Consider the following 17080-nt stretch of genomic DNA (forward strand, 5'->3'; position numbering starts at 1 on the left):
AATGAATATTGCGAGTAAATTTATGGAGCTTGCTATTGTCAATATCGATGGTACTAATTTCCAGGTTTTAACCAACGATACCTTTCCTGATTTTGCGCCGGCAATTTCACCGGATGGAAAGTTTATTGCCTTTGAGTCGGTCCGGGAACGGAACAGGGATATTTATATAATGGAAATTGAAAGTAGAAAACTAACCCGATTAACTGAACATCCTGCGGATGATTATTCACCTACCTGGTCGCCGGATGGTAAGCGTGTTGCCTTTATATCGGATCGTGATGGTCATTCGCATATTTATGTGATCAATGCTGATGGGACAGGGTTGTTTCAATTGACCAAAGGTGAGTTTGAAGTCTGGCCCGGCATTTCCTGGTCCCCGAGATAACTTTCCTGTGCCTTTTTCGTCTTACGCATCTTTGCCCGAATTTTTCTTTTATACATTCGCCAATAGCGTCTTAATTTTTTTCTATTTTTTAAACGATAATTTTGATAATAACCCGGATGTTTTTCTCTAAACCTTCGCGAATTTTCAGCGGCATGATTAGGATTATCTGTTTTTAACTTTTTGTAATAATACTTCCAATAATCAGGATGAATCTTCCGCCAGTTTAAATAATAATCAGGATTTAACTGGCACCAAACACTTCTATATAATCTTGTATAATAACCATCTTCGTCATTTTTTTGATTGTTAATATCATCGTTAATCATTTTTTAACCTCCTTATGTTCAATTTTGTAAATTAATGTAAAAGGTATCTTTCTCAATCATTACTTTTCTCCTTTCGCCTTTAACTTTTCTCTTTCAAGATTCACCTTCAACCCCTTTGTTTAACCCGCCCCGCCGGGAGGAAACAGCGGGGCGGAGGGGAGTGTGAAGGGGAGGTTTGTCCTTCACGAAAAAATTAATTTTAGCCTTTTTATGCCCTTTTTAGCCCTCTGCCATACATATATAGCAAAAATCGTGCCTGCTCAAAAGTGCTGAAATTTCAACACTTTCAATTTTTTCACTGACATTTAATGTCAGTAAGTTATCCACAAATTATCCACAAAATCGTGTAAATGCAGGACAGTTCAGCATTTTAGCCACTGACATTTTATGTCAGTGGTTTGACATAAAATGTCAGTAAAACCGATTTTTGCCACTTTTTTGCAGAAAATCCTCAAACCCCATCAAATTTCAACACTTTGATATTAAAAATCAGGGCTATTTTTGATAAAATTTGTAGTATTTTTCTATTTTTCCTACGATTAAGTCTCGTAAAAATCACAACTTTTCAGGCAAAAATCTTAAAAAAAGTTAGAAAATTTACACAAATATTTGCGATTGTTTATATTGATTTTTATTTGCTGAAAAAATTTCTGACTTTGTTTAGGCGATACAGAGAATTACATTTTGTACAGAAAAAATTATGGTAAAAAAGGAGAATGTGAAATTTATTTGATGCGTTATTGACATATTGGATTTTTTATTTATATTTTAGCCCATGGAGTCTATAAGGGAATTATACAGAGTTGGTAAAGGACCTTCAAGCAGTCATACAATGGGACCTTCAACCGCCGCAAGGATTTTCAAAGAAAAAAATCCTGATGCCTTAAGTTATCGTGTAACACTTTATGGTAGCCTTGCTGCAACAGGAAAGGGACATCTCACAGAACAGGCAATCAAAGAGATATTGCCTCCCCAGAATACAACGATCATTTTTAAGAAAGAAACATTTCTACCTCAACACCCTAATGGTATGCTTTTTGAGGCAAAAAAAAAGAATGGTAAAAAAGTTAAATGGCTTGTCTTTTCAATAGGTGGGGGCGCCATTCGCGACCTTAAATCAATCAATAAATATAAAAAAATCTATCCCCACAAAAGTTTTGAGGAAATCAATGATTTTTGTTCAAAGAAGGGAATTACTTTATATGAATATGTATTTAAGTACGAAGGTAAAGAAATCAAAAAATTTCTATCGGCTATCTGGAAATCAATGCAGGACGCGATTAGAAGAGGAATAAAGACAGAAGGAATACTTCCAGGACCGTTAAAGCTGGAAAGGAAGGCAGCATCTATTTTTATAAAGTCCTGTAATAGTCGTGGATTGATGGAAAGGATAAGCCGGGTATTTTCCTATGCCCTTGCTGTCGCTGAAGAAAATGCTGATGGTGGAATCATAGTCACTGCACCAACCTGTGGTTCAAGCGGAGTATTGCCCGCGGTATTCAAATATCTAAGCGAAAATTATAAATTTTCTGAAGAAAAAATTATAAACGCCCTTGCGATTGCCGGACTTTTTGGCAATCTTGTAAAACACAATGCCTCAATCTCTGGTGCTGAGGTTGGGTGCCAGGGAGAGATCGGAACCGCCTGCTCAATGGCCGCAGCAGGTGCAACATATCTCTTAGGTGGAAGTATCAAGCAAATGGAATATGCTGCTGAAATGGCGCTTGAACACCATCTTGGTCTTACCTGTGATCCGGTTGCAGGAATGGTTCAGGTTCCATGCATAGAAAGAAATGCAATGGCAGCGGAAAGGGCATTGGATTGTGCGGTATATGCACTTCAAACTGATGGAACTCATAAGATCTCTTTTGATGAGGTTGTGAGAATAATGAAGCAAACTGGAATGGATTTAAAAATTCAATACCGGGAGACTTCTGGTGCGGGTCTTGCAACACTTCTTAAGAATAAAAAATTAACCAGAGGTTAATGCTTAAAATTTTCTGGATGAATAGAAAAAGAGCTGACCCATTAGACTTAAGTCTTGTTGGGATTGACAGAATCAGTTTTTTAGATATAATTAAAAGATTATATGATTAAAGGAACTGAAGATACCCGATATGCCTTTGTTAATGGCATTGTCCGCGCGAAAGAAGCAAAATTTTTAAAAAAAAGTCATTTTGATAGGCTCATTGATGCCGGAATTGATAACTTCCGGCCAATCCTTAGTGATACGGTCTATACCGGCACCGGTGAATTTCTTGATCTGCTTACTGATATAGAAAAACAGGAAAGGCACTTTTTTGATAAATATTGTTTACATTATGAAATTAAAGAAATGATAACTTTACCCGAGGCAATACATAATCTAAAGGTAAAATTAAAGAATGGGGAGACCAGGTTATTATATGACCTTGATATATCAGCATTGGAATCTTCAACCGAAATAATTGAAATAATTTCTGAACACCTCAAACATAAAAATAGTTTTATTCTGTCAACAGAACTTGATAAATTCCTTTGTAAAAAACTCTGGGAATTTTCAAAGGTCTCGCAGTTTTTTGTAGAATATTTTAAAATCTATTTTGACTTAGAAAATATCCGCAGTTTCTTCCGTGCAAGACAGTTTGAAAATTCGTTTGAAATATTTAAGCAGGTTTATATTGAATATGGTAGTATTCCTAAAAAGATATTTTTAGAAAATCTAAATAAAGATCTGCGCACGATTATTAGAGCATTTCGTAATACTATATATGGTTATATCGTGGAACAGGGTGGTACCTACTTGGAAACTCAGGGTTCATTTCTAAGACTTGAACGACTCTGTGATGAAATGAGACTTTCATTTTTGAAATTAACAAGATACTTTACATTTGGAGTGGAACCATTGTTTGGTTATTATCAATTCAAATTGAGTGAAATCAAAAGATTGCGCCAGGTTTATATGGGAAAACAATACAATATTCCTTCACCACAATTAAAGGAGAGTATCCCTGATGTCTGGTGACCTGGCAATTCTCGGCAAAAAACAGGAGATCTTGCCCTTTTTAGCAACCGGTGCAATGATCTGCGCAGTTGAAAAGGGTGAAGTAGATAAAAAAGCCCAGGAATTAATTAATCAAGGTGTGCGGGTGATATTATTTGCTGAAGAGTTTACAGACGAATTAAAAGATGTGCTCAGAAAATATCAAACTGAAACATTTCCTTGTCTTATTCCATTTTCTACTGGTGCTACAAAGACCCGCATTGCGATTGAAAGGCTTAGAGGAATTATTAAAAAAGCCGTAGGTGCAGATATTTTTCTGGAGGAAAAATGAGACAGGGTGAAATTGTCAAGGTCTCTGGACCACTGGTTATTGCAAGCAATGTTACCGGTGCCCGTATGTATGATGTGGTCCGGGTGAGCAATGAAAGATTGATTGGCGAGATAATTGGATTAGAAGGTGACCGTGCATCTATTCAGGTCTATGAAGATACTTCAGGTATTGGACCCGGTGACCCGGTATTCCTGACCGACCAGCCTCTTTATGTAGAATTGGGTCCGGGTCTTATTGAGAACATATATGATGGCATCCAGAGGCCTTTAAACTTGATAAAAGAAAAAGCAGGTTCAAATATTACGAGGGGTATTGAGGTACCTGCACTTGATAGAGAAAAATTATGGGAATTTGAGCCGTTGGTTAAACCTGGCATTAAAGTCTCGGCCGGTGATATAATCGGGCAGGTGAGAGAAAGTGTGCTCGTTATTCATAAAATTATGATTCCGCCGGGTGTATCAGGTGTATTAAAAGATATAAAAGGTGGAAAGTATAAAGTCACGGATGTAGTATATGTTGTAGAAACAGAAGAAGGAATTAAAGAATTTAATCTGATACAGCGCTGGCCCGTGCGTGTTCCCAGACCTTATGATAAAAGATTAGCACCAACAACAATATTAAGTACCGGACAAAGGGTGATAGATACTTTCTTTCCAATCGCGCGTGGTGGTACTGCCTGTTGTCCAGGACCTTTTGGCTCAGGTAAGACAGTCATACAACATCAATTGGCAAAATGGGCAGACGCAGAAATAATAGTCTATGTTGGATGTGGTGAGCGTGGAAATGAAATGACTGATGTACTCATTGAATTCCCAGAATTAAAAGATCCAAAGAGTGGTGAACCATTGATGAAAAGAACGGTTCTTGTTGCCAATACATCAAATATGCCTGTTGCGGCAAGGGAGGCATCGGTTTATACTGGTATTACAATTGCGGAATATTTCCGCGATATGGGTTATTCTGTAGCATTGATGGCGGATTCTACTTCAAGATGGGCAGAGGCAATGAGGGAAATTTCGGGAAGGCTGGAAGAGATGCCGGGAGAAGAAGGTTATCCCGCCTATCTCGGCGCAAGGATAAGTTCTTTTTATGAACGGGCAGGCAGGGTAAAACCTCTCGGTAATCCTGAAAGGGAAGGTGCATTGAGTGTGATTGGTGCAGTCTCACCACCGGGTGGAGATTTATCAGACCCGGTTGTTCAGGCAACACTCCGTGTAGTAAAGGTATTCTGGAGCCTTGAAGACCGTCTTGCCTATCAGAGACATTTCCCCGCGATAAGCTGGTTGAATTCATATTCACTTTATATAGACGATGTAAGTGACGACCTTGATTCCATCGCATCTGGTTTCACAACCCTATCAAAAGAAGCAATGAGAATCCTCGAAGAAGAGGCAGAATTGCAGGAGATTGTGCGTCTTATAGGAATTGACGCCTTATCACCTCAGGACCGATTGCTCTTAGAGGGTGCCCGTTCAATTCGTGAAGATTTTTTGCATCAAAACGCCTTCCATGAAATTGATACATATACATCCTTGCTGAAGCAATATAAAATGCTTGAATTATGTTTGTTTTTCTATAATCAAGCTCAAGATGCATTAAGTAAAGGTGTACCGTTTAATGATATTGTTCAAATGTCCGTACGGGAAAAGATTGCGAGGGCAAAGTATATGGATGAAAAAAATTTGAATCAGATTGATAAAATAAAAGAAGAAATTTTAAAGGATTTTAAAGAATTAATAAGCAAAATACCAGCAGGAGTTGGAAAATGATTAAAGAATATACGAGCATTGCCAATGTGAGTGGACCACTTTTACTTGTTGAAGGAACCCAGGGCGTAAAGTATGAAGAGCTCGTTGAGATATACACACAGACCGGTGAGAAAAAAAGAGGCAGGGTTCTTGAGGTTGATGGAGATAAAGCCCTGGTCCAGATATTTGAAGGTTCTTCAGGTATTGATGTAGCAAATTGTCGTGTTAGGTTTCTTGCAAAGACTCTACAGATCGGTGTATCGTCAAAAATGCTGGGCAGGGTATTTGATGGATTAGGCAGGCCGATTGATGATGGTCCAGAGATTGTTCCTGAGGCATTGCTTGATATAAATGGCGCGCCGATAAACCCTACAGCAAGGGATTATCCAAATGAATTCATTCAGACTGGAATTTCCGCTATAGACGGGATCAATACCCTTGTGCGCGGTCAAAAACTTCCGATTTTCTCTGGCTCAGGATTACCACATAATAGACTTGCTGCCCAGATCGTCAGACAGGCAACCGTGCTTCAAGAAGGAGAAGAGTTTGCAATCGTTTTTGGTGCAATGGGAATCACATTTGAAGAAGCAAACTTTTTCATCAGTAATTTCACATCAACCGGCGCTCTGGAAAAAGTTGTTATGTTTTTAAATCTCACTGACGATCCGGCAATTGAACGTGTATCAACACCAAGGGTTGTTCTTACAGTTGCGGAATATCTTGCATTTACAAAAGGTTATCATATCCTCGTTATACTCTCTGATATGACGAACTATGCTGAGGCACTGCGTGAAATATCAGCAGCGAGAAAAGAAATTCCTGGTCGCAGGGGTTATCCTGGTTATCTTTATACAGATTTAGCAACGATCTATGAGCGTTCAGGCAGAATAAAAGGAAAAACGGGCTCAATAACATTAATTCCAATTCTAACAATGCCCGAGGATGACAAAACCCACCCAATTCCTGATTTGACCGGATACATTACTGAAGGTCAGATAATTCTTTCCAGGGCATTATATAGAAAGAAGATTTTACCGCCGGTGGATGTAATGCAATCATTATCAAGGTTAAAAGACAAGGGAATTGGTAAGGGAAAAACACGTGAAGACCATTCAGATTTATTCAATCAATTGATTGCCTGCTATTCAAGGGGTAAAGAAGCTCAAGAACTGGCAATTATTCTTGGTGAGGCAGCACTTTCTGATATGGATAAAATCTATTTAAAATTTGCCACTATCTTTGAACAACGATATATCAATCAGGGAGAATACGAAAATCGCACAATTGAACAGACACTAAATTTAGGCTGGGAGCTATTAAAACTGGTGCCCAGGACTGAAATGAAACGTGTAAGAGAAGAATACTTGAAAAAGTATTATGATAATTCAGAAAAATAGATTTTCAAATCCGAAATCCGAAATCCGAAATCCGAGATTAAAGATTAAAGAACTCAATCATTGGTTAGCATGCCAGAGTTCGGTTTATAGGTTTAAAATCTTTTTCGGGATTCCGCAATTATGAGATTAGATATTCCTCCTACCCGAATGCAATTGTTAAGGTTAAAGCGAAGAAATGTTATCGCCCGCCGCGGGCATAAATTATTGAAGGATAAACAGGATGAGTTAATTAGAAAGATAATGGAGCTTGTTAAACAGATTCAGGATTTACGATTGAAAATTGAAAAAGAGCTTGATTCCGCTTACAGTTTTTTCTATTTTGCATCAAGCAAACAGACACCGAATACTACAGAAGAAGCATTGCTTGGCGGAAATAAAAAAATTGAAATAGAATATACTACAGAACGAGTCTTTAATGTCCGCATACCAAAATTCATTCAGAAAATTTCCGGGACAATGCTCAGTTATGGATTCTTAAATACCTCAGGGGACCTTGATCTGGCACTAAAAAAGATTGATACGCTGCTTGAAGGATTACTAAAAATTGCCGAATTAGAAAAAGCCCTGGAACTCCTTGCAATAGAGATTGAGAAGACCAGACGCCGGGTAAACGCACTGGAATTTATACTAATACCCTCGATAGAAGAGACAATAAAATATATAAATTTAAAGTTGTCGGAAATTGAGAGATCTGATTTAACAAGGTTAATGAGGGTAAAAGAAATACTTGGAAAAAGGTAGGTTATATGGATTTAATTGAAGCAATAAAAAATGCTGAAAATGAGGCAGAGAGACTAAAAAAAGAAACAGAACAAAAAGGCGCTGATTTGTTACAAAAAATTAAAGAAGATTTACAGAAGCAACTTGAAAGGGTGGACCAAAAGAGAAGTAGATTATTGGAGGAAAGCAGACACGAGACCGAAAGGATTATTGCTGAACAAAAAAAATTGCTTGAAGAAGAATATGAAAAGTTAAGCAAAGAACTTAAAGAGAAATTCAAAAAATTTAAAACCAAGGCAATAGAAGAAACCCAGGAGATGATTTTGAAATGGCAACAGTCCCGTTAGAAAAGATTGCGATAGTTATCCATAAAAGCATAAAAGAGCAGTTTATTGATAAACTACATAAACTCAAAATAATACATATAACCGAATTAAAAGAGGCACCATTTTATACCCCCACAGAATTAGAAAAAATAAAAGAGGCAATCAGCCAGATTGCGTCGTATCAGAAAAAAGGAGTTCTTGATAATTTTGTGCCCCCACGCATCCCGCTCAGTTTAAAAGACTTTGAACAACTCACAAAAAGGTATGATTTCCAGAGAACTGCTGATGAACTTGAACAGATAAAGAAAGAAAGAGAAATTTCAAACAGCCAATTGCAGAGTTTCAAAACTTTATTGTCAGTACTCATCCCTTTTGAACCATTGAAATATAAATTAAGTGAATTAAAAACCTTTAAAAAAGTTGAGTCCATACCGGTTCAAATAAAATCTGAAGAAATGTACAAGATTATAGAATCATCAATTATAGACATACCTTTCTCTTTTGAAATTGTAAACAGACTCGGCTCAAAGATTTTTGGTTTATTCTTTGTCCGCCAGGTTGATGTACAAAAATTTAAAGGGAAATTGATTGAACTTGGATGCGAGATTATAGAGCTTCCTGATATAGATAAAACACCGGCGGATTTGATACAAGAATACAATGAACAAATTAAAAAAATAGAAAAAAGACTTATTGAACTTAACCAGAGAGAATCGGAACTCGCCCAGGAGATTATCAACTTGAAGATTATTTATGACTGGATAGATAATGAGTTTAAAAAGAACGGTATTGCTCAGGCATTACCGGAGACTTCAAGTACATTAAATATCATTGGATGGATAAAAAAGAAAGATTTACAGAAACTAAAAAAGATTGCCGAAGAATTCAAACTTGTAGCATTTGAAAGGATCGCTCCAGAACCAGATGAAAAGCCACCCGTAGCAATTGAAAATCCCTGGTGGAGCACCCCTTATGAGATGTTGATTAGACTTTATAGTATGCCGGATCAGAAAGAATATGACCCGACACCATTTATTGCAGTTTTTTTCCCAATATTCTTTGCCCTTTGTCTTACTGATGCAATATATGGAATATTTCTTGCATTATTTTCATTATATCTTATGCGCAAGGTGCCCGGGGATAAGAGTTTATTATGGATTTTATTTGCAGGTGGTATTATTACCATATTCACTGGTAGTATGGTGGGTGGCTGGGCAGGAAATTTATTTGATTTAATTGGAATTGGATTTTTTAAAAATTTAAAAAAATTGATGCTCTTTGACCCGCTGACCAATCCGATGCCATTTTTCTATCTATCGCTTGGGATTGGATATGTCCATGTTCTTTTAGGAGTGCTGATAGAAGTTTTTGATGATCTGCGTAACAAAGAATATGCCCGGGCGATATTTGAAAATTTAACCTGGGCGATATTAATTGTATGCCTGCCATTGTATTTTACTGTTTTAAAATTGCCCGTTTTAAAAATTTTGATACTTTTATCGATCACAGGTATTATACTATTTTCAAACCGGACCGGTAATCCACCATTACTGGACCAGATTTTATGGACACTGCTTGTATTGTTTTTATTAGGAACTCTAATGAAGGTTTTCCCTGGGTTTTTTAAATATATCTGTCTCGGATTATTTGTCATAAATATCATTCGTATAAAATATGGGAAAAAGGTTCTGATTCGTATTGCCTGGGGATTATATACACTCTACGGCATAACATCTTTTGTAAGCAATATTCTTTCGTATATTAGATTAATGGCTTTAGGAATGGTTACGGGTGGAATAGCAGTTACTGTTAATATGATTGCCTGGATGGTATTAAAAGTTCCAGTTATCGGCATAGTTTTAGCCATTGTAGTATTGATTATCGGACATAGTTTCAATATTGTGATAAATGCACTGGGTGGTTTCATACATACAATGCGTCTTCATTATATAGAATTTTTTGGCAGATTTTATGCGGGCGGCGGCAAAATGTTCAGACCATTCGGAATGGAGACAAGATATGTGGAGATTAAATAATAAATTGAGGAATTTAGGTATTTTGGCATTTTGGCATTTGATTTGCGCGTTTTTGTTATATATCGCTGTTGGTATTTTTAATAACATTCTAAAAAGTTTGTTTTACTATAAACCAATAACTATTGACTATACCAGCATCCAAGCCCAAAAACCATTAATTACTAACTTTTTTAATAAGGAGGTATTATGACTGATCCATTAGGTATGGCAATCGCCATTGCTGGTGGTGCCCTTGCCGCAATTCTGGCAGGCATCGGTTCAGCCATTGGAATTGGATATACTGCCCAGGCAGCAAATGGGGTTTTGAGTGAAGACCCTGATAAATTCGGGCAGTTGTTGATTCTTGTTGCATTACCAGGAACACAGGGGTTCTATGGATTTCTCGGTGCATTCTTATTAATGACCAAGATTGGCTTACTCGGTGGCACAGTTCCCGCAATATCGCTATGGCAGGGTTTACAACTATTCTTTGCCTGTATGCCTATAGCACTGGCAGGACTCGTTTCAGCAATCTGGCAGGGAAAGGTATGCACCGCAGGTGTTGAAATGGTTGCAAAAAGACCTCAGGAATCAGCAAAGGCAGTAATTTATGGAATCTTAGTTGAAATCTACGCAGTATTAGGATTGATTGTTACAATATTGAGTCTGATGGGAATGAAATTATAATTATGCAGAATGTAATTGAAAAGATCTTGGAAGAAGCAAAGAAAGAGGCTGAGGCAATCACCGAGAGATACGAGAAAGAAATTTCAAGGTTAAAGCGGGAATATGAAGAAAAGATTTTAGAAGCAGAGAAGAAATTGAACGAAGAAATTGAAAAAAAGAAGAAAGAAGAAGTGATGAAGGCAATCGCTCAGGCAAGGCTTGAATATAATAAAAAACTCGCAGGAGAGATGCAGGAGTATATAGATGATGTTCTTAATTCAGCGATAAAAAAATTGCCCGAGCATAAGAAGTATTTTAATTTTCTAAAAGATTTGATAAAAAACAGCGATGTCAAAGAAGGAGAATTGTATTTGTCCAGCGCGGATAAACAAAAATATCAATCCCAGATCGAAAAATTCATAAAACAGGAAGGCTATAATTTTATAATAAAAAATGATGATAAAATGTCTGGTGGAGTCATTATCAAAAAAGGAAAAGTCACATTTCTTGGTTCGATTGATGTGATTGCTGAAATAATGAAAGAAGAACTGAAAATTATGATTGCCCGCTCTCTTGGTTTCGTGTAAATCAAGTTATTGAAAATCTTCATTTTGTGCGAAACCACCATTATACATAAATGTAGCAATGTGTATTTTTATTAAGAATTAGAGTTGATATTTTTGTATTGACAATCTCCAATTCCTGAATATAATAACCATAAGGTATAAGGCCCCTACCTTAAGAGTTATAAAATACACTTGAATACGGCGCCTTGTACCTTTTTTTTACAAATTATTGGGGAGATTTTCTTTCCAAATTATGGAATTGGATTATTAATAAAAGGCGGGTCTATATATGTCTGAAATATCAGAAAGAAAGAAATGGATTGCTGAATCCAAAGCGCGTTGCAAAAAATTGGGATTGGATCCCAATAAGCAGCGTATTACAAAATCATTGACCCGCTCTGAACTTATTCACCGACAGACAATCAATGAGTCTTTTATAAAATCAGCGCTTCCGTATATGAAACTTTGTAGCGAAACATTTAAGTTATGCGGCTCAATAGTTGTATTAACCGATAAAGAAGGCTATATACTAAAAGCGATCGGTCCAGAATCTATTCTACAGAGCAGGCGTAAGATGGGACTTGGAGAAGGAGGGTCACTTCGCGAAGAGGATGCGGGAACAAATGCAGTAGCACTTGCCATAAAACATTTAAGGCCGGTTTATGTGGAAGGTAAAGAGTATTATTTAAAAATCTTTCAGTCCGGTGCCTGTTTTTGTGCGCCAATTATTCATAATGAAATCTTTTTGGGAACAATTGTAATAGTGCATCCGGAAAAGAAGGGACATCCCCATACCTTTACACTGGTAAAACTCCTTGCTGGAGTAATTCAAAAAGATTACCAGAGGTCATCGGAATTAAAATTTTTTGCTGACTTATCAAAATTACTCAATTTAATTTTTGTGATTACAGATTATAAAGGTAATATAATCTGGCTTAGCGAACGTGCGAAAAAAGTGCTAAGGTGTAGCAACAAAGATAATATTACAACTAATTTTGATATTGAAATCATAACTAAAAAATCAGTTATAAATGAAGTATTTAAATCTAATAAAACCTCCTCAAAGTATTATGTATTACGAAGGGAATATGATGATAAATATATATTTATCTTTGAGCCCGTATCTGAAGAAATGATAGAAGAAGGTGATTTCACTCCGCGGGCTCCTTATACTTTCGATGATATTATCGGATTAGAAGAAATCAAATTGAGTGCTAAGAATATAGCATTACAGGATACCAATCTTCTAATCATCGGGGAAAGTGGAACCGGAAAAGACCTCCTTGCTTCAGCAATTCACAACGCAAGCCCCAGGGCAAAGGAAAAATTTGTAGTGGTTAACTGTGCAGCAATACCGGAAAATCTTTTTGAGTCTGAATTGTTCGGATATAAGAGAGGCGCATTTACTGATGCCCGTTATGACAAGATAGGGAAAATTGAATATGCAAACAACGGAACACTTTTCTTCGATGAGATTGCTGAACTGCCACCCAATGTTCAGGCTAAACTTTTGCGTGTTCTTGAAGATAAAAAAGTTATTCCATTGGGCACTAACGAAGGACGTATTGTGAACATTAGATTTATTTTTGCTACAAATCGTAACCTTGAAGAGCTTATAGAAAGAGGTAAATTTAGAGAAGATTTATACTATCGGATACATTCACCTAAGATTGAAATTCCGCCACTCCGTGAGCGCCGTAAAGAAATACCGGTTTTAATTGAACATTTACTATTAAAAATACGCGAGAGATATAAAGGTTTTGTTTCTGGACTAACTGAACAGGCAAAAAAGGCTTTAATGGAATTTGATTATCCTGGCAATGTACGTCAGCTTGAGAAAATTTTAGAACAGGCTTTCTTGACCTGCAGAAAAGAGTATATTGATGTGGAGGATTTAGGATTAGAAATTGTTGAGCCACTTTCAATTGAGCAAAAGGTTCAACGATATAAGGCGAATCTGATTTATGAAGTTTTTATAGCCAATGGCAGAAATATTAAAAAGACTTGTTTAGAACTTGGCTTATCTGAACGTCAGGTCTATAGATATTTGAAGATGATAAAAGTGAATAACAATATATAGATTCAAATGCAAGATTTCAATTTTTAATATTTTTCAACATTTTTCCACCTGCTGAAAAATGTTGCTTTTTGAAAAGAACTGATTATAATCGGCATTATGATAGAAAATAGGAGTGCAAATGGAAAATAATTATCTTTCAGAAAAAGAGGGAATAAAAGGAATAACTGATTGTGATCAAAAAGGGACAGCAAAAGAAGATATAATTTTTAGAATAGAAGCAAAAGCAAAATATATGATGTATACAAATTTTGGTGGAATTATTTTTGGAATTTTATTATTATACATTTTACTATCTATTCGTAAATCATATTCCATTATTCTTTTCATTGTTGGAATTTTTATAATTGTTCTATATATGGTTATTGACTACTTAATCTGGCAAAAAAAGGGAATAAGAGTTATTGAAATTGATGCAAATGGAATAAACTTTTACAAGGGCAAAGATAGAAAATTATTCAGGGTAGAGAAAAGTCAAATAACAGAGATCAATTTTTTCAGTAAATTAGGAAGAAGGGTGATTAATATAATTCTCATTGGGGGCAAGGTAGTACACATAACTCCATGGATTACCTTATTTTTCGGTCCGCGCATAAGAATCACCGATGATGCATTTAACGATAACCAGTTCACCAATTTTGTTGAAAAGTTGAGGCAATTAAAATAGTATATTTTTGTTATTTGTTGAAAATATGTATCTGCTTTGTTTTTTCTACAAAAATAATTATAATGCGTAAAAGTTTATTTAATTTTCTGTGCCGCAGATATGCCGGCGCGGAATGCCTTAATATTGAGTTCTTCTGTTCCTTTTGGAACACGAGAAAGGATTGCGGACTCCATTGATTCCTTGGATACAACGCCTGTTAACTCAGTGATCATACCCAAGGCAACAATATTTGCAACCAATGTCTTGCCGGTCTCTTTTTCAGCAATTTCTGTAATGGGGGCTGAAAAAACTTTAAATTTACCTTCAGGGATTCTATTTACAAATCCTGAATCAACAAGTATAACGCCGTTCTCTTTCACATCTTTACTATATTTATCACAAGCCTCCTGGGTTAAGGCAAGAAGGAAATCGATATTCACCGCCTTTGGGTAATCAATATCTTCATCGCTGATGATAACTTCTGACCTGCTTGAACCACCCCTCGCCTCAGGACCATAAGATTGGCTCTGTGTTGCGTTCTTTCCATCATAGATTGCTGCTGCTTCAGCGAGAATCTTTCCGGCAAGGATTAACCCCTGACCACCTGAACCACTCAATCTAAATTCATATCTAAAAGGCATATAACTCCTTTTTAGTTAAAAAACATATCAGCTATGTTTAATTTGAACTCGATCTAATAACTTCTGATATTCCTCGCAAAATTCAGGTCTTTCAATATCATGCAAAACACCTATCGTGATCTTTCCTTTTTTCTCCTCTTCACTCAATTTTTTTGCAGTCTCTACAGGAATGCTATTTTCTTTATAGTATCTTAACATATCAACTGCATTCCCTAAACGATTCGGCCTTCCATAATAAGTAGGACATTGTGCGAGAACTTCAATCAAAGAAAAACCCTTTTTTAATAATGCCTTTTCAATCAATTTATCTAATTGTGTAGCGTGATAGCAGGTAGAACGTGCAACAAAGGAAGCACCAGCAGCAATGGCAAGAATTGAAATATCAAAATCAGGCTCGGTGCTTCCATAGGGAGCAGTACTTGCCCTTTTCCCAAATGGTGTGGTTGGCGAAACCTGCCCTCCGGTCATTCCATAAATATGATTATTATAAAGTATCACAGTCATATCAAGATTTCTTCTTGCGGCATGGATAAAATGGTTTCCACCAATTGCAGTAGCATCCCCATCTCCAGTGACGACAATAACCTTCAATTTGGGTTTTGCAAGTTTGACTCCTGTAGCAAATGCAATTGCCCTGCCATGATGGGTATGCAATGTATTAAAATCAAGATAACCCGGGGTTCTGGAAGAACATCCAATTCCAGATACTATTGCTACATCATCTTTCTGAATTTTTGCACGCTCAATTGCCCTCAACATTGCTTTCATTATTATGCCACAACCACAACCCGTGCACCAGATATGAGGAAATTTATCTAATCTTAAATATTTTTTATACGGAAACATATTTTATCTTCTCCAGAATTTCTTGAGGGGTTATTGGACTCCCATCAACCCGATTTACCTTTATACACTCGGTCCTTGTGGCACATTCAACTTCGTGGGCTATCTGTCCTAAATTCATCTCTGGTACTATGAATTTTTTAATTCTGTTTGATATTTCTCTCAATGCCTCACAGGGAAAGGGCCAGAGCACATATATCTGGAATAATCCTACTTTTATTCCCGAAGCCCTGGCTTCGCGCATTGCCCTTTTTGCTGAACGCGCACTTGAGCCATAGGAAACCAGACATATTTCTGCATCATCAAGTAGTTCTGTTTTATAAAAAATTATTTCATTTTTATATCTTTCTATTTTGCGGTTGATACGTCTGTATAATGCATCAATCTTTTTTGGGTCGTTTGTTGGAAATCCTGTTTCATCGTGGCTTAACCCAGTAACATTGAATCTATAACCGGTTCCATAATGGGCAATGGGTGGAATATCATTTTCAGTTAATTTATAAGGAATATACTTTTCCGGTGGATCTGTGGTGATGGGTCTATTGATAATCTCAATTTCATTAGCATCAGGGATTACTATCTTTTCATTCAAATGTCCTACAATTTCGTCCATCAAAATAATTACCGGTACACGGTATTTTTCTGAAAAATTGAATGCCTTTACAGTCCATTCATAGGTATCCTGGACCGTTGATGGCGATACCGCAATCACTGGATGATCCCCATGGGTGCCCCATCTTGCCTGCATAACATCTGCCTGAGAAGGTAATGTTGGTAATCCAGTGCTTGGTCCACCGCGTTGAACATTAACTACAACGACCGGAACCTCTGCCATTGATGCATAACCAATATTCTCCTGCATCAAAGAAAATCCCGGACCGCTTGTTGCAGTCATTGATTTCAATCCTGATAATGAAGCACCAATTATTGCTCCCATAGATGCAATTTCATCTTCCATTTGAATAAAAACCCCTCCAACTTCCGGTAACCTTTTGGATAAAACTTCAGCAATTTCGGAAGATGGGGTGATTGGATAACCAGCGAAAAATCTCATTCCGGCAACTATCGCAGCCTCGGCGCAGGCTTCATTGCCGGTCATTATCTTTATAGATCTATTGTTTAATTGTGCCATTATATCAACCCTGATAACCTGATAGTCTGATGACCTGATATGCTTCTATCCTTCATACTTTCTCTACTTCTATAGCAAAGTCCGGACAATAAATCTCGCATAGCTGACAACCGGTGCAGGCTTCTAAATTGGCGACCTTTGCCTTTGCCTTTTCCATAATCAAAACCTGTTTTGGGCAAAAGGCAACACAAATTTCACAGCCTTTACACCATGATTCATTTATTTTAATCTCAAATTTTCGTGTAGAAGTTGTCATTTAAAAATAATTATAATCAATT

Annotated in this window: 18 protein-coding genes; 13 read left to right on the top strand and 5 right to left on the bottom strand. The window is 36.8% G+C overall.

The features are described 5' to 3' along the window. Positions 1–385 (top strand): DPP IV N-terminal domain-containing protein (locus ABIL69_03170; GenBank protein ID MEO0122987.1); only part of this gene is annotated, 385 nt, incomplete at its 5' end. Here ABIL69_03170 and ABIL69_03175 read toward each other — a convergent pair. Beyond that, complete coding sequence (locus ABIL69_03175; GenBank protein ID MEO0122988.1) at positions 328–711, bottom strand: hypothetical protein; 384 nt, start codon at positions 709–711, stop codon at positions 328–330. The two genes, ABIL69_03170 and ABIL69_03175, sit on opposite strands and share 58 nt — an antisense overlap. A 775-nt stretch (positions 712–1486) precedes the next feature. Here ABIL69_03175 and ABIL69_03180 point away from each other — a divergent pair. From ABIL69_03180 to ABIL69_03235, 12 genes are all read left to right on the top strand, one after another. Next, positions 1487–2698 (top strand): L-serine ammonia-lyase, encoded by a 1212-nt coding sequence (locus ABIL69_03180; protein MEO0122989.1) that lies wholly within the window; start codon positions 1487–1489, stop codon positions 2696–2698. A 102-nt stretch (positions 2699–2800) separates the two neighbouring features. Continuing rightward, complete coding sequence (locus tag ABIL69_03185; protein MEO0122990.1) at positions 2801–3715, top strand: V-type ATPase subunit; 915 nt, start codon at positions 2801–2803, stop codon at positions 3713–3715. Then, positions 3705–4025, top strand: coding sequence for a V-type ATP synthase subunit F (locus ABIL69_03190; protein ID MEO0122991.1), 321 nt, complete (start codon positions 3705–3707; stop codon positions 4023–4025). Before ABIL69_03185 ends, ABIL69_03190 begins: the two co-directional genes overlap by 11 nt. Continuing rightward, positions 4022–5794 (top strand): V-type ATP synthase subunit A, encoded by a 1773-nt coding sequence (locus ABIL69_03195; protein MEO0122992.1) that lies wholly within the window; start codon positions 4022–4024, stop codon positions 5792–5794. Before ABIL69_03190 ends, ABIL69_03195 begins: the two co-directional genes overlap by 4 nt. Then, positions 5791–7170, top strand: coding sequence for a V-type ATP synthase subunit B (locus ABIL69_03200; protein ID MEO0122993.1), 1380 nt, complete (start codon positions 5791–5793; stop codon positions 7168–7170). The genes ABIL69_03195 and ABIL69_03200 overlap by 4 nt, the downstream gene beginning before the upstream one ends. A gap of 120 nt (positions 7171–7290) precedes the next feature. Then, positions 7291–7911 (top strand): V-type ATP synthase subunit D, encoded by a 621-nt coding sequence (locus ABIL69_03205; GenBank protein MEO0122994.1) that lies wholly within the window; start codon positions 7291–7293, stop codon positions 7909–7911. Between the two features lie 5 nt (positions 7912–7916). Continuing rightward, the gene (locus ABIL69_03210) at positions 7917–8237 is read left to right on the top strand and encodes a hypothetical protein (protein ID MEO0122995.1); all 321 of its coding nucleotides are present in this window, start codon (positions 7917–7919) and stop codon (positions 8235–8237) included. After that, a complete protein-coding gene (locus ABIL69_03215) occupies positions 8219–10252 on the top strand; it encodes a V-type ATPase 116kDa subunit family protein (GenBank protein ID MEO0122996.1) in 2034 nt (677 codons plus the stop codon). The genes ABIL69_03210 and ABIL69_03215 overlap by 19 nt, the downstream gene beginning before the upstream one ends. A gap of 186 nt (positions 10253–10438) precedes the next feature. Beyond that, positions 10439–10918: a V-type ATP synthase subunit K gene (locus tag ABIL69_03220; GenBank protein MEO0122997.1), complete on the top strand. Its 480-nt coding sequence runs from the start codon at positions 10439–10441 to the stop codon at positions 10916–10918. Positions 10919–10920: 2 nt separating this feature from the next. Then, positions 10921–11484 (top strand): V-type ATP synthase subunit E, encoded by a 564-nt coding sequence (locus ABIL69_03225; GenBank protein ID MEO0122998.1) that lies wholly within the window; start codon positions 10921–10923, stop codon positions 11482–11484. A 268-nt stretch (positions 11485–11752) separates the two neighbouring features. Then, positions 11753–13543: a sigma 54-interacting transcriptional regulator gene (locus ABIL69_03230; GenBank protein MEO0122999.1), complete on the top strand. Its 1791-nt coding sequence runs from the start codon at positions 11753–11755 to the stop codon at positions 13541–13543. Between the two features lie 118 nt (positions 13544–13661). After that, on the top strand, positions 13662–14207 hold the full coding sequence (locus tag ABIL69_03235) for a hypothetical protein (protein ID MEO0123000.1): 546 nt from the start codon (positions 13662–13664) through the stop codon (positions 14205–14207). A 74-nt stretch (positions 14208–14281) separates the two neighbouring features. Here ABIL69_03235 and ABIL69_03240 read toward each other — a convergent pair whose 3' ends face one another. Genes ABIL69_03240 through ABIL69_03255 form a run of 4 tightly spaced genes read right to left on the bottom strand, consistent with a single transcriptional unit; the run spans position 14282 to position 17058 of the window. Further along, entirely contained in the window at positions 14282–14827 is a 546-nt protein-coding gene (locus ABIL69_03240) for a 2-oxoacid:acceptor oxidoreductase family protein (protein MEO0123001.1), read from the bottom strand. A gap of 27 nt (positions 14828–14854) precedes the next feature. After that, positions 14855–15673 (bottom strand): 2-oxoacid:ferredoxin oxidoreductase subunit beta, encoded by an 819-nt coding sequence (locus ABIL69_03245; protein ID MEO0123002.1) that lies wholly within the window; start codon positions 15671–15673, stop codon positions 14855–14857. Beyond that, the gene (locus ABIL69_03250) at positions 15660–16802 is read right to left on the bottom strand and encodes a 2-oxoacid:acceptor oxidoreductase subunit alpha (GenBank protein ID MEO0123003.1); all 1143 of its coding nucleotides are present in this window, start codon (positions 16800–16802) and stop codon (positions 15660–15662) included. Before ABIL69_03250 ends, ABIL69_03245 begins: the two co-directional genes overlap by 14 nt. Positions 16803–16854: 52 nt before the next feature. Then, the gene (locus ABIL69_03255) at positions 16855–17058 is read right to left on the bottom strand and encodes a 4Fe-4S binding protein (protein ID MEO0123004.1); all 204 of its coding nucleotides are present in this window, start codon (positions 17056–17058) and stop codon (positions 16855–16857) included. Positions 17059–17080 lie beyond the last annotated feature (22 nt).

The sequence above is a fragment of the candidate division WOR-3 bacterium genome (assembly GCA_039802005.1).
GTDB lineage: Bacteria > Hydrothermota > Tepidihabitantia > SM23-42 > JAOAFX01 > JAOAFX01.

What these genes read in the sequence shown, in the direction of transcription:
- ABIL69_03195 (MEO0122992.1), top strand. Translation starts at nt 4,022, where the DNA reads ATGAGACAGGGTGAAATTGTCAAGGTCTCTGGACCACTGGTTATTGCA.
- ABIL69_03225 (MEO0122998.1), top strand. Translation starts at nt 10,921, where the DNA reads ATGCAGAATGTAATTGAAAAGATCTTGGAAGAAGCAAAGAAAGAGGCT.
- ABIL69_03185 (MEO0122990.1), top strand. Translation starts at nt 2,801, where the DNA reads ATGATTAAAGGAACTGAAGATACCCGATATGCCTTTGTTAATGGCATT.
- ABIL69_03245 (MEO0123002.1), bottom strand. Translation starts at nt 15,673, where the DNA reads ATGTTTCCGTATAAAAAATATTTAAGATTAGATAAATTTCCTCATATC.
- ABIL69_03230 (MEO0122999.1), top strand. Translation starts at nt 11,753, where the DNA reads ATGTCTGAAATATCAGAAAGAAAGAAATGGATTGCTGAATCCAAAGCG.
- ABIL69_03210 (MEO0122995.1), top strand. Translation starts at nt 7,917, where the DNA reads ATGGATTTAATTGAAGCAATAAAAAATGCTGAAAATGAGGCAGAGAGA.
- ABIL69_03180 (MEO0122989.1), top strand. Translation starts at nt 1,487, where the DNA reads ATGGAGTCTATAAGGGAATTATACAGAGTTGGTAAAGGACCTTCAAGC.
- ABIL69_03175 (MEO0122988.1), bottom strand. Translation starts at nt 711, where the DNA reads ATGATTAACGATGATATTAACAATCAAAAAAATGACGAAGATGGTTAT.
- ABIL69_03235 (MEO0123000.1), top strand. Translation starts at nt 13,662, where the DNA reads ATGGAAAATAATTATCTTTCAGAAAAAGAGGGAATAAAAGGAATAACT.
- ABIL69_03190 (MEO0122991.1), top strand. Translation starts at nt 3,705, where the DNA reads ATGTCTGGTGACCTGGCAATTCTCGGCAAAAAACAGGAGATCTTGCCC.
- ABIL69_03255 (MEO0123004.1), bottom strand. Translation starts at nt 17,058, where the DNA reads ATGACAACTTCTACACGAAAATTTGAGATTAAAATAAATGAATCATGG.
- ABIL69_03200 (MEO0122993.1), top strand. Translation starts at nt 5,791, where the DNA reads ATGATTAAAGAATATACGAGCATTGCCAATGTGAGTGGACCACTTTTA.
- ABIL69_03250 (MEO0123003.1), bottom strand. Translation starts at nt 16,802, where the DNA reads ATGGCACAATTAAACAATAGATCTATAAAGATAATGACCGGCAATGAA.
- ABIL69_03205 (MEO0122994.1), top strand. Translation starts at nt 7,291, where the DNA reads ATGAGATTAGATATTCCTCCTACCCGAATGCAATTGTTAAGGTTAAAG.
- ABIL69_03215 (MEO0122996.1), top strand. Translation starts at nt 8,219, where the DNA reads ATGGCAACAGTCCCGTTAGAAAAGATTGCGATAGTTATCCATAAAAGC.
- ABIL69_03240 (MEO0123001.1), bottom strand. Translation starts at nt 14,827, where the DNA reads ATGCCTTTTAGATATGAATTTAGATTGAGTGGTTCAGGTGGTCAGGGG.
- ABIL69_03220 (MEO0122997.1), top strand. Translation starts at nt 10,439, where the DNA reads ATGACTGATCCATTAGGTATGGCAATCGCCATTGCTGGTGGTGCCCTT.